Annotated in this window: 19 protein-coding genes and 5 pseudogenes; 5 read left to right on the top strand and 19 right to left on the bottom strand. The window is 32.2% G+C overall.

Annotated elements, in window-relative coordinates; translation table 11 throughout:
• The first annotated feature begins 52 nt into the window (after nucleotides 1-52).
• Both MHB74_RS04835 and MHB74_RS04830 read left to right on the top strand, forming a co-directional pair.
• Nucleotides 53-1,209, top strand: a protein-coding gene (locus MHB74_RS04835; protein WP_151360624.1) for an IS3 family transposase whose coding sequence is annotated in 2 segments (ribosomal slippage) — nucleotides 53-305 and nucleotides 305-1,209 — 1,158 coding nt in all. Because the reading frame shifts where the segments join, the coding sequence is not laid out codon by codon here.
• Nucleotides 1,210-1,545: 336 nt separating this feature from the next.
• Nucleotides 1,546-1,785: pseudogene (locus tag MHB74_RS04830) on the top strand (tyrosine-type recombinase/integrase); the annotation flags it as partial.
• Nucleotides 1,786-1,868: 83 nt separating this feature from the next.
• Here MHB74_RS04830 and MHB74_RS04825 read toward each other — a convergent pair.
• From MHB74_RS04825 to MHB74_RS04815, 3 genes and pseudogenes are all read right to left on the bottom strand, one after another.
• Nucleotides 1,869-2,150 carry a hypothetical protein gene (locus tag MHB74_RS04825; protein ID WP_000242739.1) on the bottom strand — a complete coding sequence of 94 codons (282 nt, stop codon included), beginning with the start codon at nucleotides 2,148-2,150 and terminating at the stop codon, nucleotides 1,869-1,871.
• A gap of 24 nt (nucleotides 2,151-2,174) precedes the next feature.
• A pseudogene (locus tag MHB74_RS04820) lies at nucleotides 2,175-2,454 on the bottom strand (DUF4176 domain-containing protein); the annotation flags it as partial.
• Between the two features lie 234 nt (nucleotides 2,455-2,688).
• The gene (locus MHB74_RS04815) at nucleotides 2,689-3,339 is read right to left on the bottom strand and encodes a Yip1 family protein (protein WP_061680350.1); all 651 of its coding nucleotides are present in this window, start codon (nucleotides 3,337-3,339) and stop codon (nucleotides 2,689-2,691) included.
• Nucleotides 3,340-3,788: 449 nt separating this feature from the next.
• Between MHB74_RS04815 and MHB74_RS04810 the strand changes: the two genes are divergently transcribed.
• Together MHB74_RS04810 and MHB74_RS04805 are read left to right on the top strand one after the other, a co-directional pair.
• Nucleotides 3,789-4,883: a response regulator aspartate phosphatase gene (locus MHB74_RS04810; RefSeq protein ID WP_061680351.1), complete on the top strand. Its 1,095-nt coding sequence runs from the start codon at nucleotides 3,789-3,791 to the stop codon at nucleotides 4,881-4,883.
• The gene (locus MHB74_RS04805) at nucleotides 4,883-5,167 is read left to right on the top strand and encodes a hypothetical protein (RefSeq protein ID WP_061680352.1); all 285 of its coding nucleotides are present in this window, start codon (nucleotides 4,883-4,885) and stop codon (nucleotides 5,165-5,167) included. Before MHB74_RS04810 ends, MHB74_RS04805 begins: the two co-directional genes overlap by 1 nt.
• Before the next feature lie 252 nt (nucleotides 5,168-5,419).
• On the opposite strand, the gene MHB74_RS04800 is transcribed toward MHB74_RS04805, so the two are convergent.
• The 15 genes and pseudogenes from MHB74_RS04800 to MHB74_RS04730 all read right to left on the bottom strand — a co-directional run bounded on the left by MHB74_RS04800 (nucleotide 5,420) and on the right by MHB74_RS04730 (nucleotide 13,246).
• Nucleotides 5,420-5,875 carry an SMI1/KNR4 family protein gene (locus MHB74_RS04800; RefSeq protein WP_061680353.1) on the bottom strand — a complete coding sequence of 152 codons (456 nt, stop codon included), beginning with the start codon at nucleotides 5,873-5,875 and terminating at the stop codon, nucleotides 5,420-5,422.
• 18 nt (nucleotides 5,876-5,893) lie between these two features.
• Nucleotides 5,894-6,346, bottom strand: a complete 453-nt coding sequence (locus MHB74_RS04795) for a YrhA family protein (RefSeq protein ID WP_061680354.1) — start codon at nucleotides 6,344-6,346, stop codon at nucleotides 5,894-5,896.
• A 140-nt stretch (nucleotides 6,347-6,486) separates the two neighbouring features.
• Entirely contained in the window at nucleotides 6,487-7,059 is a 573-nt protein-coding gene (locus tag MHB74_RS04790) for an imm11 family protein (protein WP_061680355.1), read from the bottom strand.
• A gap of 137 nt (nucleotides 7,060-7,196) precedes the next feature.
• Nucleotides 7,197-7,490, bottom strand: coding sequence for an AHH domain-containing protein (locus MHB74_RS04785; protein ID WP_270401881.1), 294 nt, complete (start codon nucleotides 7,488-7,490; stop codon nucleotides 7,197-7,199).
• A 79-nt stretch (nucleotides 7,491-7,569) separates the two neighbouring features.
• Complete coding sequence (locus MHB74_RS04780) at nucleotides 7,570-8,025, bottom strand: SMI1/KNR4 family protein (RefSeq protein ID WP_061680356.1); 456 nt, start codon at nucleotides 8,023-8,025, stop codon at nucleotides 7,570-7,572.
• Nucleotides 8,026-8,036: 11 nt separating this feature from the next.
• Nucleotides 8,037-8,318: pseudogene (locus MHB74_RS04775) on the bottom strand (HNH endonuclease); the annotation flags it as partial.
• Nucleotides 8,310-8,384, bottom strand: a pseudogene (locus tag MHB74_RS04770) (protein kinase); the annotation flags it as partial. The pseudogenes MHB74_RS04770 and MHB74_RS04775, both read right to left, overlap by 9 nt.
• 171 nt (nucleotides 8,385-8,555) lie before the next feature.
• A pseudogene (locus MHB74_RS04765) lies at nucleotides 8,556-8,764 on the bottom strand (ornithine cyclodeaminase family protein); the annotation flags it as partial.
• Between the two features lie 10 nt (nucleotides 8,765-8,774).
• Nucleotides 8,775-9,038, bottom strand: a complete 264-nt coding sequence (locus MHB74_RS04760; protein WP_001116623.1) for a DUF4176 domain-containing protein — start codon at nucleotides 9,036-9,038, stop codon at nucleotides 8,775-8,777.
• Nucleotides 9,039-9,162: 124 nt separating this feature from the next.
• On the bottom strand, nucleotides 9,163-9,831 hold the full coding sequence (locus MHB74_RS04755; RefSeq protein ID WP_061680358.1) for a hypothetical protein: 669 nt from the start codon (nucleotides 9,829-9,831) through the stop codon (nucleotides 9,163-9,165).
• Nucleotide 9,832: 1 nt separating this feature from the next.
• On the bottom strand, nucleotides 9,833-11,212 hold the full coding sequence (locus MHB74_RS04750; protein ID WP_061680359.1) for a T7SS effector LXG polymorphic toxin: 1,380 nt from the start codon (nucleotides 11,210-11,212) through the stop codon (nucleotides 9,833-9,835).
• A complete protein-coding gene (locus MHB74_RS04745; protein ID WP_048545593.1) occupies nucleotides 11,209-11,571 on the bottom strand; it encodes a DUF3958 family protein in 363 nt (120 codons plus the stop codon). Before MHB74_RS04745 ends, MHB74_RS04750 begins: the two co-directional genes overlap by 4 nt.
• Nucleotides 11,572-11,611: 40 nt before the next feature.
• A complete protein-coding gene (locus MHB74_RS04740; protein ID WP_048545595.1) occupies nucleotides 11,612-11,887 on the bottom strand; it encodes a TIGR04197 family type VII secretion effector in 276 nt (91 codons plus the stop codon).
• Nucleotides 11,888-12,047: 160 nt separating this feature from the next.
• A complete protein-coding gene (locus MHB74_RS04735; protein WP_000918591.1) occupies nucleotides 12,048-12,344 on the bottom strand; it encodes a WXG100 family type VII secretion target in 297 nt (98 codons plus the stop codon).
• A gap of 272 nt (nucleotides 12,345-12,616) precedes the next feature.
• Complete coding sequence (locus tag MHB74_RS04730) at nucleotides 12,617-13,246, bottom strand: hypothetical protein (protein ID WP_061680325.1); 630 nt, start codon at nucleotides 13,244-13,246, stop codon at nucleotides 12,617-12,619.
• A gap of 229 nt (nucleotides 13,247-13,475) precedes the next feature.
• Between MHB74_RS04730 and MHB74_RS04725 the strand changes: the two genes are divergently transcribed.
• Nucleotides 13,476-13,814, top strand: a complete 339-nt coding sequence (locus MHB74_RS04725; RefSeq protein WP_061680324.1) for a hypothetical protein — start codon at nucleotides 13,476-13,478, stop codon at nucleotides 13,812-13,814.
• A 92-nt stretch (nucleotides 13,815-13,906) separates the two neighbouring features.
• Here MHB74_RS04725 and MHB74_RS04720 read toward each other — a convergent pair whose 3' ends face one another.
• Entirely contained in the window at nucleotides 13,907-14,419 is a 513-nt protein-coding gene (locus tag MHB74_RS04720) for a hypothetical protein (protein ID WP_061680323.1), read from the bottom strand.
• Nucleotides 14,420-14,507: the final 88 nt, after the last annotated feature.

Raw genomic sequence — 14,507 nt, 5'->3', positions numbered from 1 at the left:
CTCCTGAATTCGCATACTAAGTATGCAAATTCAATGGAGGTGTTTTTTTCGTATGACGACAAGAGTTCATTACCCAGAAGAAACAAAGTGGAAAGTAATTGAAATGAAGAAAGATGGTTATTCAAATCGTACAATTATGGAGAAACTCGGAATTAAAAATGTTTCCCAAATTAAGACATGGATGAAATGGTATCGTACAGATCAAACGTATCGTTTTCAACAACCTGTAGGAAAACAATATTCTTATGGAAAAGGACCAAAAGAGCTCAGTGAATTAGAACAACTACGTCTAGAAAATAAGCATCTAAAAACAAAATTACTTGTATGGGGAAAGTATCTGGAAATCGAAAGGGGCTGAAACCAGAAACTGTAGTTACTTTATGGAAAAATGTAAAAACAAAAATAACGATAAAAGAATTGTGTAACGTATTAGAATTACCCCGTTCCACATTTTATCGCTGGTTACAACGAACGGAAGATCGGAAAGATGATATAGAAGAGAAAGTAAAGGACGTCTGTCTTAGGCATAAATTTCGGTATGGATATCGAAGAGTGACCGCTACTCTTCAAAAAATGGGACTGTGTGTTAATCATAAAAAAGTATTACGAATCATGAGACAAAATCACATTCTTTCAAAAGTACGTCGAAAGAAAAAGAAATATATCAATGGTACGGAACCAATGGTAGCCCCTCATCGATTGGAGCGTGAATTCGATGCATCCAGACCAAATGAAAAGTGGTTTACAGATGTGACGTATCTCTTATTTGGAGAGCGTACCTTGTATTTATCAACGATCATGGATGCCTTTAATCGTGAAATTATTAGTTGTGTCATCAGCGAATCACAAACACTGACATTAGCGATGAAGACATTGAAACAAGCAATGAGAGGGCGAAGAGTAAAAGATGTCCTTCTTCACTCGGATCAAGGAAGTATTTATACAGCAAAAGAATTTCAAGCGTATGCCAAAGAAAACGGCATTATCACCAGCATGTCCCGGAGAGGAAATTGCCATGATAATGCCGTCATGGAAAGCTTCTTTGGTCATTTGAAAAGTGAAGCTTTCTATTCACAAGAGATAACAAAAGTATCCAACACAACTGTGCGAAAGATTGTGCTAGAATACATTCATTACTACAATTGTGTGCGAATTCAAGAAAAATTAAACCACCTATCCCCTAAAGAATTTAGGGAACAAGTGGTTTAGGTGTTTTGATTGGTGTCCCGTTTTCGGGGGTCACTTCATATATGTAGAGGTTTTTGTATGACGAAAAAACACGTAGTTCCATTGTTATTTTACAAGCCCCAAATTCTCCCTCCTCATTAAAGTGGAACAAATTTATTACTTAGAGTGTCTAATAAGTGTATTTCTAATTTGGAAGTAAACTTTTTAAATATTAGTTTACTTTCATTTCCCCTTAAACATTGACTTTTCACCAATTCCCTTAATATCCTCAATTCACATAACAAAAGTATACATTCAAAATCCTATAAACAAAGAAGTCGAAAATCTATGAATAAAAAACCACATATTATTGATGTCCAACCCATTAGTAAGATCCAGGCTTATCGACAATTGCAAAAAGCCGGAGATTTTGCCAATGTAGAATCCATTGGTACTCACACCATGCGAAAAACCTTTGGCTATTGGTTCTATAAACAAACAAAAGATGTTGCTATGTTACAAGAAATTCTTAACCATAGCACACCACACATCCCCCTGAAATGTATTGGAATTAATAAAGAAGAAAAAGATAATATTCTTGATACATTTCAAATTTAATTCACTTAAAATTACTATTTCAATCATCATAAAAAAGACCTTTTATTTTAAAATAAGAGGTCTTTTTTATAAACATATATGTATTAAGATTTATATTTTTTTACTGTACAAGGAATAGTTACAATGTACAAATCAATAGCATAGATTGTAACCCAGATACCTTTACCTTCAGCTTCTAACTTTTTATCTAGTTGAGACAAATGCTCTGAAACTTTTCTTTTTCCCCATCTTCTAGGAAACCATTGAAAAACCTTAGGAACATTATATTTTTTATTATACCAAGTATTCAATCTCCAAAAAATGAAAAAAACCAAAACAATAATTATAATACGAAAAATATCAGAATATGAAATTCCTAAAACCATATTATATTTTCTCCATTTCCACCAAAACTCAGATAATTTACTTCTTAATTCTAATTCATCCTCTGTTTCGAAACCCTTAAATAATAAATGAATTATTTGATTATGATTAAAAAACAAATTATATTCTTTTGATAAATTACCATGAGGATATGGACAAGAAACATAATCGCATAATTTATTATCAGCTTGTTGTTGCTTTCTTCCATAAATCATAAGAGGTTGATTAATTTCTTCTATAAGAGCTACAGAACCAATTGGTAATAATTAAGCCTCCAATTGGAAAATAAGGGACAAACAAAGACAATCTACTTAGCTACCCTAAGATTTTAATGGTTTAATATTTTGATTTTCAAGTTTGCCTTTACAAATTCCTGTTAGCACTGATAATAAGAAAAACAGGCCTTAACGGGCGATCAATTTGATCATAAAGGTCATACGCTTCGCCAAGTGGAACATCCGAATCATGTGGTTGTTCACCCTGTAACAATTACTAACAGCAAGTAGAAAACGTTTGGATAAATAAGAAGCAAATCAATTATTAAAAGATTGTAACCCCTACTATAAGAAATACTATTATTACTAAAGGAAGAATGATAATCATAAAGGACACTATTATTGTTAATAATGCTTTCCATGCTGAAAATTGGTGTGCTTCTCCTAAACATTTTAAGGAAATAATGATTGTCCAAATTCCAATAACTATATCAATTATGGCAAAAATAAGAAACAAAATCGTTAAAGTTATGCTACTCTCCATTTTCGGTGTCTCACTCGTAAAGTTTTCTATCCCAAACAAGAAAAATGAAGGCACCCAAACTAATATAAGAGAATAAACGTAAGGGATATAAGAATAGGCAACTGCGTAACGTGTTTTTTCAAATGTACCTTGTCCACCAAGTTTTTTTGCCACCCAATTAAATAACGCTGGTAGCAAAAAATAATAAATTAAGAAAGCAACGAAGGTACCAAATATAACCATTGAGATTATTGAAACTGGACTACTTATTGAATCCCCCACATTTTTAGAAGATGCTCGATCTAAAGTCTGTACGAATGAGCCTAATAAAATGAGTAAAAACACATTCTTAGGTTTGGTTATAAAAATTTCTTTCATTGTATCACGTGGTTTTGTCCAAATGGAGAACCAAGGATTAAGTGCACGTTTAAATTGATTTTCTGGAGTTTCCATATAAAAAACATTCCCCTTTCTTAAAACATATCAAATACAAATTCCTAATTATCCCAATTATGTACATAGAAATATTAAAGCATAAATAGTCGATTATTTAAATATAAATATTCAATTATTTAATTTCATCTGAAACTTAGGGGGAGTGCTTCTTAGCAATTACCTTTATATTTTCTTGCATTTTTAACTATGGGCTGAGTAGTTACTTTCATTTTTGAGTACCCCACATTCTTTAATACATTGGCTAAAGTGAAACTTTAATCAGTGGGGGGGTTCTTCATCCCCACTGTGCCGAATGTTTGAATTTACTAAACACAATGCATTAATGAATTTCTTCTTTTAAAATAAAATTGTTAAACAAATGTTGAGAAATATCAAAATTCAATTTCCATTATATTCTATTCTTGCTATCATCTAATGTAAGACTATTCAGAAAAGGAAGGGATTATATGCGTGTTCCAGTGAAGGAGAATGAACAGATTTCAAAATTATTTAATGACTGGTATCAAGCTATACTACAACATCAAAATGTACAAGCAACAAACTTAAAACAAAAAGTTGAAGATAAGCTTTCCAGTATAAAAGAAGATAAAAATTTATTATTATACTATTCATTATTAGATTTTAGATATAAAGTACTAACCGATGGACTTAACATTACAAAAGATAGCTTTAATGAAATTAACTCCTTTGATATACCTGACAGTAGTTTTTTATCCTATTATTATCACTTCTTCAAAGCTATTCACAGCACAATTCTTGCAGACTATAATGAAGCAAAAGAATATTTTGAGAAGGCGAAAAAACTTTTAATGTACGCAATGAATGAAGTAGAAGAAGCTGAATTTAATTACCGTTTAGCTTCATTTTATTATCAAATCTATAAACCGCTTTTAGCTATTGATTACATACGAATAGCTAAAGATATTTTCTCTAAACACACAGGCTATAAAATTAATGTAGCATTATGTGACAATGTTTTTGGATTAGCTTGTATAGATTTAAGGCAATTTGAACAAGCCGAAGAAAGTTTTAACACTGCCATAGATATTCTAAAAAGTAAAAATGAAAGAACATTGTTACTACGTGTTAGAAATAACATCGGACTATTATATGCAAATCAAAATCTATCCTCTTTAGCAATTCGTCACTTATCAGAGGTTACAGAAAATATACCAAATCACTTTAAAGCCCTATATTTACAAGCAGATGAAAATTTAAAATTAGGCGAAACGGCAGTAGCATCTCAACTCATCGAAAAAGGCTTAAACATTTGCAATGAATTAGCAAATAAAGAATATCAATATCGCTTTAAAATCTTAGAAAAATTGAACAACACGTCTAACACTACAGAATTAGAAACTGTTTTATTAGCAGGAGTTTCATACTTTAAAACAGAAGAGTTATGGGATTGCATTGAAGAATATGCAGAACGATTAGCGAATAAATTTTATGCAGAGGAACATCATGTGAAGGCTAGTAAATATTTTTATATGAGTAATGAAGCAAAGAAAAAACTATTAGCTAAAGGGGCGTTAAAGTAATGAAAAAGTTTAGATTAACAATAGCAGGTTTAACGTTAGCTGGAATTATGACTTTTGGTATAAGTAACAACTTAGAATTTTCTGCATTAAACAAAGGTGACACACCTGCACCACAAAGACCTGATTTAGCATTTAGTGCTGGGCATATTGGTACTTCTCCAGAATATACACATGGAGAAGGGTGGTCTTCATCTTACACACACGGGGAGCCTTGGGGTATAGCTGATGGTAATACTGGTGCACCTGCTTACGACCACGGAAGACCGCCTGCGCCAAAAGCTTAATTGTTTCATAAAGAAAGTCATACTAATGGTGCCTTACATTTCATACAGTACATTTTAATTACTATAAAAACAGTAAAAACTTCTTCTTAACTTTGGTTTAATATTAAAAAGACTTATGCGTAATTCACATAAGTCTTACTTTTGTTACTCATAATTAATTATTACTTGTCTTTGCAATCACATAAGCTAGAAAACACTTCTTAAAAGGACGAACCAATAATGCACCACTCTAAAAAAGAGAATTGATATGTATTAAATATAATAATCAGGATTTCCTTCCATTTTTATTAAAAATTCTTCTAAAGAATCCGCTATTTTCGTTGAACCATAATATATAGGACATTGACCTAATTCATTTTCCTGCTTAAATTTAATTGTTAAAAAGCTAATCTCTGATACTTCAAAAAATACTAGTGATTCTTCATCATCGACATCGTCCAAATTAGGATTATATTCATAAATATCTTGTCTTAAACGAAAATCTACAACAGAAAATGGGTCCATAAATCTGTTAATAAGAGTCTTATTAGTCTTTAAAAATCCATAGCCAATTTCCTCGTGAAAACGCTTTAGTTCTTTTAGAAACTTCATTTTCAACAAATCTTCTGCTTCTGCTATCTCTTCTTTTCGTAAAGGATAAAAAATCGGTTTTTGTTTAGAACGGACACTTCTGTCTACTACAACATATTCTTTCAAAAAGTTAAACATAATTTTTAATACCTCCTATTAAAGAAGGGTTATTTTTAACGCTTCCTCAAGCATTGTATTAAAATCATTATATGTGTTCATTACCGTACCTGATGGTTTATCAAGTTCTAAATAAGTACCGTCTGATAAACTCTTACAAAACCACGCAATATTTGAATCGCCAAAGAAAAGATACTCTTTTTGAAATTCATTTTCATACCAAATCTCATTGGTTTCTATAAGCCCGCAAATTGATTCGTCCCTTTCTGTATCTAACAAATAAGAGTCGACTCCATAAAGTACTAGCCCGTTAAAATCTAATCCATTTACACTTTTAAGAAACTCCTCATATTCACTCGGTAGGTCAACATTAAAACTCTCTTTCATGCGTTCTCTTAATTTCTTAACTTCACTATCTGTTGCTGGTGTATTCAGTTTATCATTAAAACTTTTCTCTATTTTTTCAATTTCCAAAATCATATTTTTCCACATATAAATTTCACCATCGCTTCAGCTTGAATCAGTTCAAAAATTTCTTTTTCATTTCCCTCATAATTGTTTAACATTCTTAGAATTTCTAAAACCTTTGCATCCATGTCACTAACTCCTATCAATTATTTTAGGACTTTCTTTTACATGTTTGCTTCTGAATCCCATACCTCTATAAATTCAAAACCTTTTAAATCACTTTCTAACACTGTATTTCTAAATTCATCTGATACAAAAACGGAAGGAATATGTAATATTTCATTTAAGTAAACTTTAAATATTGTTTGGTTCTTAACCATATTAGGTAAGAATGCGTATTTTTTGAAATCTATTACTAAGCCAGAACGTAGTTTTTTTAGTATAGCTTTCTCATAGTCAATAGCATCTAGTGCATTTAAAACGTTAATTATATAATACACTTCTCCCGTCACATCATGAATTAGGGGAAGAAATTCTACATTATCACCAAGTATAGACTCTAAAAATTTTTTAGCTTTCCCACTAACCATTGGTGTACCAACTTCTCCCCAAAAATGAGGAAAATCACTTTGATTTCCTTCTTCTACACATTTAATACGTATTTTCCCCCATGAATCAGATGCTTTTACTGCCGAGTCAATTTTTCCTTCAAAATACTTTTTAGAATCTTCTTCTAAATTCAATAGTTGAAAGGATTCATAGTCATCAAATGAACTCTTTAATTCCCAAATTTTCATTTTTACTCTCCTTTGTTATTTTTCTATTATAAGATTACTCTTTCTTCGGTTTATTTAATTTTAATTCACCATTCAATAAACGTTCTCTTATATCATGTAAGGCGTCAACAGCATCTTCTTGAGTACCGCCCCGTTTCTTAACAAGACTTAAATACTCTCTCTACTTCAAGTATGTACTCTGAACTATGCCTTCCTATGTGTAAGACTTCAGTAGTCACGTATTCATTAACCTTATAAGGTAAAAATACTCCATTAGCCGCCGAATCATGGTCTATCCCAAATTCCTTTAATAATTTTTGTGCCTTTTCTGCCCTACTATCGTTCCAAGGTGTTAGGTGATGTGCTGCATTAGAATATGGGGGTGGTTCAATCCCTGCATCCTTAAGTTCTTCACGTAATCTTTTAGATGCTGTATACGAATCAGAGTACATATTAATTACTATAAAAACAGTAAAAACTTCTTCTTAACTTTGGTTTAATATTAAAAAGACTTATGTTACTCATAATTAATTATTCGTCCTCGTCTTCATAATCACGTAAGCTATTAAGCAATTCCGTAAAAGATGAACAAACAGGATAAATTTCTTTTTCTATCTCTTCTTCCTCATGTTCCCAAAATACAATAGTTGGTGATTGAGAATTATTCCGATAATCAAAGCATAAGTGATTTCCAAACGAATCTTTGCCAAAAGGATATACCTTATCTACTAATCTATCTTTTATATCTTCATATACTTGAATAATGGAATTTCTACTTTCTAAATCAAAAGTTAAAAGTTTACTAAACACATTTTCATCTTGATTAGGTATATCAAATATTTTAGGGCGTGGATAACCACCATCATATTTTTTCACACATTCAATAAAATCAATAGGAAATTTAACACCCAAATATTGTTCTACTTGTTGAATATGTTCATCTGTAATTTCTTTTTTATTTACCCCAATCCAAGTAACATTATTCATATATAGTCCCCTTATTTATCACTATCTTTGCCCCAAATTTTATATCCGCTAGTATGACCAGTTTTTCTACGCAACTCATAATCTACGAGTTGCATTCGTCCTGTGTCTTGGTAGTGATGCCATGTAAATGCATCAGGTACCTCCCCATGTTTAAATAATTCTATTTCTTCTTCTGTGAATTTTGAAGCCAATTTAGGATCTTTCATTATTTGTTCATATAATGCCTTACTGCATATTCTATCATGTGTTGGTCTAGATTTTTTGAAGTCTGCTTCTTTTAGTGTTACTTCAGCTTTACTCCACAACCCACAGCAAAGTCCTAAGCCATAAATATGAGTTAATTTTCGAACTAAATCCAAAGTTTCTCACCTGCATTTTTGTTTAATTTCAACAGAATATATGATACATCACATTTGAGATGCATACAGGCATTATAAACAAAAAGAACGCCACAATCTCAATATACTTTCATGTGCCAAAATATATGGACCGACAAACCAAACAAAAAAAGACCACCAAAAGGCAGTCTCTCAAAACTCAATCCTATTCCCAACTCCACTCTCCACCGCTTTTTCATACAAATACTTCGCAACGATAATGTCTACTACTGCCAAACCAACTGATTTGAAAATAGTAATCTCTTCGTCGTTTTCGCGTCCGGTTTTTTCCCCGCTTATGATTTGTCCAAGTTCGGCGTGGAGATTGCTAGTTTTATCGGAATTTGAAGGTCACCTGTTTCTAAATCACATTCAATTAAGCAATCCTACAAATGCCTCTTCTTCCTCATCTATAAAACCTACAAATATAATTTCTTCGATATCCTCATGATTAAATACAAATGTATACTCAGGATTAATGTATCCTTCTGGATAAAAACAGCCAATATAGTCATACATCACAGGTTCTTTAACCATAAGTTTTTGTTTTCTTCCATAAATCACAATTTTCTTCGTCCCACCTTTTAATAGAACAATAGAACCATTTGGTAAAAACTTTTCTTTAGAAAATGGCATAATCCCCCATCCTTCCTTTATCTAAATGTAATTCTATATTCATGATCTTACTTCTCCCTTTTCCATAGTCTTTACTGACTATAGGAGAACCGCGATTATATACTTAATATTCAATACAGACTCTTTAAAAGGTTTCATGTGTTCTACCTCCATCTTCTATATGCTTCCTTAAATAATAATACCTATGGAGTTCCATAATGAAATGAAACAAAATAAACGAAAGCATGGAGTATACACAAATTAATACAATTGCTACCATCTTTTGTGTTGCAAAACCAAGGCTGATATTAGCAACGAGTTGACCCAATCCTATAAAAGCCACTACTCCAAAACCAGAGTTTTTTTTCGATGATTTTGATTTTTTGATTGGCTCCTGAAGTTTTGTTATATGATTTTTATAATAATAATTCAAAGCAAAAATATACAAACCAACCGAAAAAATAAAATAGATAGGAGTTTGTAATCCTAACATTCCATATGCAAACTTTTGGGTTATAACTAATAATCCTACTGAACATACGATGCCAAATACCCCACGAAATAGAGTGTATTGTAATTGCCGTTTCCTAGGATTTATAACAATCCATATTGCCCATACATTTAAAAAAGCAACTGGTGGAACTATTATGTACATATATATCGGTTGAACAGGATTCGCAAAAGCAGGTAAAAGCACAAATATATCTGCTATCCCAATCACAAGAGTAATTATAGTCGACCTTATATCATTTACAGCATAAAGAGCCATATAATATTCAAAAACTTTTTTATTAAAATCTGTATTTCTTTTCATGTTAATTAAACCACCCTGCTACTGTTGACCAAGTTTTTTTCGCACCAGTTTTCACCATATCCTTAATACTATCATCTTCACCATCACCATCTACATCAACATCCCATTTTACACCTTCTGTTAAGTATGTTAATCCTACTGAAATACCGAATCCTGCTGCTGCAACTGCCAAAACTGGCGCAGCAGCAGGAAGAACTGCAACAGTCAGAACCGCAGCCCCTACAGTTGTTGCTCCTCCCACTACAACATTACCAATAATATCTCCTGCAATTTTATCATTCGAGGCATTATTTTTGATATTCTCACTCGTATCCGTATATGAATCTATAGCTACACTAGCCCATCCAAGCTTATCCTTTAAGGCCATTTTGGCTGCGCTTCCTTTTTTTATCATAGCTTCTATTTCTTTTATCTTAGGAGTAGCTGTTCCATTTTCGATTTTCTTTTCGATATCATTTACATAGTAAATCTTATGATCTCTATGCCGCCCATTAACTTTTTTATTATCTTTAACAGAATCATAACTCTCTCTTATAAGAACTCGTTTGTTTTTTCTATCAAATTCTTTTTTTACCTCATAACCATTCCTTACTTTATAAACTGTATTCCCTACTGCAGCTGCACCTGTAAGTGTTCCAAATGTATTCCCCACTCCATCCAATGGTACCATTGGATCAAAGCCAGTCATACCTAAAAATGAATCTTTTTTATCTACTTCACCAGATTCAGAATCCTTATTTAACCTTTCAACTTCACGAGCTCTATCTTCTGTAATTTTTTGAATAGGCCCCGTCCAATCCATATTCAATCCTTGTGTACTAAATGTACCGCTGACAACACTAAACCCTTTCCCACTTTGAACTTCCGCAAGACCTGCAGCAATACTAGCTGCTAATTGAAGTGCTGTACTATAATTATTACTAGAGTTCTGATTGAATTGATACAAATGATCCAGCTTTTCTTGCAGTTTTTGCCTCATAACAATAAAAAGATTTACCATAGCATCCATACCCGGCATTGGCATAGCTTGATTGACAGCTTCCATACTTGTTTTCATTCGGTCAATTTCTCGAATTTGTTCTAATATCTCGTGTTCAATTACATCCGCCTGAGCTACTTGTGATTGAAATTGACTTGGAAAAGCATCATTCTGACGAATTAGTTCTTCACATAAGTAAATAATTCCTTGCGCTAGAGGACGAAAGGTTTGTACAAAAAATGATTTTGCACTGCTATAGGTTTGTCCTTGTAGAACAGTATCAATTGCAAAAGCGTCAATCGACTGAATGGCTTGTTCCATACCTTGAATGGTGGCCGTACATACAGCATTCATACTTTGAGTTTGGTTTTGTACTTCTCCCAAATACATATTTAAACTCATGAATTAGCCTCCTTTACTAATTGTTGTTGCTGATATGAAAGATCATTTTCTAAGTCACTAAGATCTCGTTTCTCTTTAAACAATGTTTCTTTTTGGCTTTCCAATTCAAATGTAAGTTTTCGTTCTATGTATTGTGCTTCTTGACGCATATCCATAAAAAACAATGACATTTCTCTATCTTTATGCCAAGTTCCTAAAATACGATCAAACAAACGATGGTTTTGATTCTTCCATGCATGAAAATCTTCTTCTACTTTTTCCTGTTTTTGAATCGCAGATTGATTTCGGTCCTGCTCTTCAAATACACTTCGTAACTTTTGATTTACTTGATTAATTTGTTTTTCAATATCTTGACTCATCATATTCCTCCTACTATTTTACTTTACGTAGGTTGTCACATTAGCGAAAGGTATTATGAAGTTCATTATCCATTCTCTCAAACTCGTTAGATACCAAATGAATATTATCAACCGCTTGTTGAAAAGCAGCGGAAAATTGTTTCGTCAAGTCTAAAACTTGCTGATTCGCTTCTTGTGATTTGAAGTTAACAGACAACGTTGTACGCGTCGCCTTTGTTATAGAACGACTGGTTGCACTTTGAATTCTATCAGAGGCTGATCCCATTTTCGTAGCAATTTGCGTCGCTGTTTGTAAATTACTTTGAAATTGTCCCATTCTTTCAAACCCTTTCTATAAGTTTTCCAAACGCATCAACGAAATCTCATTACATATATTTCCCTATCAATATCACTCGCTGGGCATGCAATCAAATGAGCCATACAATATAAGCTGTATGGCTCATTAAAAATGCTTGTTATATAGGGTAAAACAATTTTTATTTCAAACCGAAATTACGTGATAATTCTTCATCATGAGAAGCAACAGCCTCTGCAGTTTTATTAAGTTGCATGTTAATTTCTTGTAATAGCTGTGCGAAGTTTTGTACCTTTGGCTTTAATTGATTGAACTGTTGATCAAAACCTTCGAAAGCACGACCTTCCCATTCTCCTCTTAATTCATTTTGTAAGTTTTGTAGTTGACTTAAAATATCCTCAATTTGATTTGCACCTTGTCCATATCGAGCAGCTTTCGATTTAAGCTCCTCTGGTGACATGCGAATTTGTCCAGCCATTTTCATTTCCCCTTTAATACATAATGAGCAAAATATATATTGGTTAATTTTACTAAACATATTATGATCTATTATTCTGAACTTTTAAACGTTTTATCTTTCTATTGAATATTAGAATATGAATATTCAATTCTAATCATTAAATATTCTACTTTTTCTTGCTGTACAAGATTTTATGCAAAAAAGACCACCAAAAGGCAGCCCCTCAAACCGAAATTTTATGTTAACTTGTAACAAAAAAAGAGGAGCCATCTCCTCCTAGTAAATAATCACTATTTAATTTGTTCCTTATACTCACGGTTAACAACTACATACCATTTTCCTGTATCAAATTTTTCCTTATTAATCACGTAAACTTTATTTTGTCTCCTTACCTCCCCTGGTTTTAATTCCTTAGTAATACTAGAGGTCTCACCTTTTTCAACCTCATAACTACTAACTGCCAACACATCACTTTGGTAAGCATTATCATTTTCATCCACTAAATCCACTGATGGTAAAACAGCTAATTTCATCGATTCGTTTGTGATATTTTTCCCTTCTGCTTCTACAACAATAAAGACATGTCCATCTTCAGGTTTTTGGAATCCTATACTCTCTTTACCAACCTTATCTCTTTCTACAACTCTTTTTACAGTTACATCAAATTTAGGTGTATGAAAATCCTTGTTTACAGCATACTCTTTTTCTTTTATTTTTGATTTCTCTTTTATTTGTTCTGTATTTTTCTGCTTTGTATTCTCTTTCGTTTTCGCCTCATCAGTTGTTTGTACTTTCTTTTCTTCTTGTTTAGAATTGGTTTCTTTAGATTCTGAAGAAGTTTTGTCAGATGTATTGCCGCAACCAGATAAATTGAATACTAAAGCGCCACCTAAAATACATGTAGTAAATTTTTTCAACATCTCTTTTTATCCCCCAATAACACGATATGTAAATTTCTTACTTATTATAGCAAAAAACACATTCTTAAATTGTTGTATTGTGTCGAATAATTAAGAATAATCAATTGTTTTTTACATGAAATGAGTTAAAAAACTAGCAACTTACAGAAAACCCCTCTAAAATGATTGTTATATATGATCGAAAATGTAGAATGAAATTAAAGACAAAAAACACATTTAGGAGGTTCACATGACATTTGATGAATTGAAAAAAAACAAACCAACAACCTCATGGGTTGAGTATGATGAAGATGGGGAATTTTTCACTGAAGAAAATATGGGTGCAACAAATACGGTTCTTGACACATACATTAACAATTTACAGCAATTAGGAGGGAATCCAACCGAAGTCGAAGTCATGCAAGTCGTTAAAGAGGTCGTTATGAAATTAAATGAACTAAATATCGAACATGACCATTTTATCGAAACAATGGAAAGAGAAGATCTCTATGAATTTATCGATGCAGCTGCACGAATAGCTGGCTTAGAATCCGAAGAAGACATAACAGAAGAATGGCGTGAGTGGTAAAAAAACTGCATTTACTCCTTCATAAAAATTTGTCCCTTATTCTCCAATTGGAAAATAAGGGACAAACAAAGATAATCAAATACTGATATATATTAAAATCTCCACTCATTTCCCATTACTTTAAAATACAGTTTTTCAAATCCACTAAAATACTTACTATAAATACTTAACATTTCAATATATGTATGAATAACTTGAATTAAATCAAAATGAACACCATCTTTAGCTAAGTCATAGCTATCGTCTAGACTATACAATTCAAAGTATTCCGCCTCCCAATGCACCCCCCTGTTGACTAAAAGTCTAGTGGTGCATTTAATTGATTCTTCAATCGTCAGTTCATGTTCTTTTAGTTTTTCATGAATGACGGAAAGAATTAATTTAACAGTGTATTCTTCATCAACCGTGCTACTAAACTCAAATAACTTCCCTTCCATATCATCTATCTTTTCTTTAGACATTAAGGATATCTCAATTAATTCATATGGCGGATTTTCACTTGCTTCAATCAATTTATCACACCATTGAATTACTTCAGCTTTACTCCACAACCCACAGCAAAGCCCTAAGCCATAAATATGAGTTAATTTTCGAACTAAATCCAAAGTTTCTCACCTGCATTTTTGTTTAATTTTAACAGAATATATGATACATCACATTTAAGATGCCTACGCGCATTATAAACAAAAAAAG

The sequence above is a fragment of the Bacillus sp. FSL K6-0069 genome (assembly GCF_038007785.1).
GTDB lineage: Bacteria > Bacillota > Bacilli > Bacillales > Bacillaceae_G > Bacillus_A > Bacillus_A mobilis.
The sequence above is the reverse complement of the archived record's forward strand: the minus strand, read 5'-3'. Positions and strand labels throughout refer to the sequence as shown.

Bases quoted from the DNA above. Each gene is read 5' to 3' on its own strand.
- MHB74_RS04790 (WP_061680355.1), bottom strand. From the start codon at position 7,059: ATGAAAATTTGGGAATTAAAGAGTTCATTTGATGACTATGAATCCTTT.
- MHB74_RS04725 (WP_061680324.1), top strand. From the start codon at position 13,476: ATGACATTTGATGAATTGAAAAAAAACAAACCAACAACCTCATGGGTT.
- MHB74_RS04810 (WP_061680351.1), top strand. From the start codon at position 3,789: ATGCGTGTTCCAGTGAAGGAGAATGAACAGATTTCAAAATTATTTAAT.
- MHB74_RS04780 (WP_061680356.1), bottom strand. From the start codon at position 8,025: ATGAATAATGTTACTTGGATTGGGGTAAATAAAAAAGAAATTACAGAT.
- MHB74_RS04785 (WP_270401881.1), bottom strand. From the start codon at position 7,490: ATGTACTCTGATTCGTATACAGCATCTAAAAGATTACGTGAAGAACTT.
- MHB74_RS04735 (WP_000918591.1), bottom strand. From the start codon at position 12,344: ATGGCTGGACAAATTCGCATGTCACCAGAGGAGCTTAAATCGAAAGCT.
- MHB74_RS04730 (WP_061680325.1), bottom strand. From the start codon at position 13,246: ATGTTGAAAAAATTTACTACATGTATTTTAGGTGGCGCTTTAGTATTC.
- MHB74_RS04760 (WP_001116623.1), bottom strand. From the start codon at position 9,038: ATGCCATTTTCTAAAGAAAAGTTTTTACCAAATGGTTCTATTGTTCTA.
- MHB74_RS04800 (WP_061680353.1), bottom strand. From the start codon at position 5,875: ATGTTTAACTTTTTGAAAGAATATGTTGTAGTAGACAGAAGTGTCCGT.
- MHB74_RS04755 (WP_061680358.1), bottom strand. From the start codon at position 9,831: ATGAAAAGAAATACAGATTTTAATAAAAAAGTTTTTGAATATTATATG.
- MHB74_RS04750 (WP_061680359.1), bottom strand. From the start codon at position 11,212: ATGAGTTTAAATATGTATTTGGGAGAAGTACAAAACCAAACTCAAAGT.
- MHB74_RS04815 (WP_061680350.1), bottom strand. From the start codon at position 3,339: ATGGAAACTCCAGAAAATCAATTTAAACGTGCACTTAATCCTTGGTTC.
- MHB74_RS04795 (WP_061680354.1), bottom strand. From the start codon at position 6,346: ATGTGGAAAAATATGATTTTGGAAATTGAAAAAATAGAGAAAAGTTTT.
- MHB74_RS04825 (WP_000242739.1), bottom strand. From the start codon at position 2,150: ATGGTTTTAGGAATTTCATATTCTGATATTTTTCGTATTATAATTATT.
- MHB74_RS04805 (WP_061680352.1), top strand. From the start codon at position 4,883: ATGAAAAAGTTTAGATTAACAATAGCAGGTTTAACGTTAGCTGGAATT.
- MHB74_RS04745 (WP_048545593.1), bottom strand. From the start codon at position 11,571: ATGAGTCAAGATATTGAAAAACAAATTAATCAAGTAAATCAAAAGTTA.
- MHB74_RS04740 (WP_048545595.1), bottom strand. From the start codon at position 11,887: ATGGGACAATTTCAAAGTAATTTACAAACAGCGACGCAAATTGCTACG.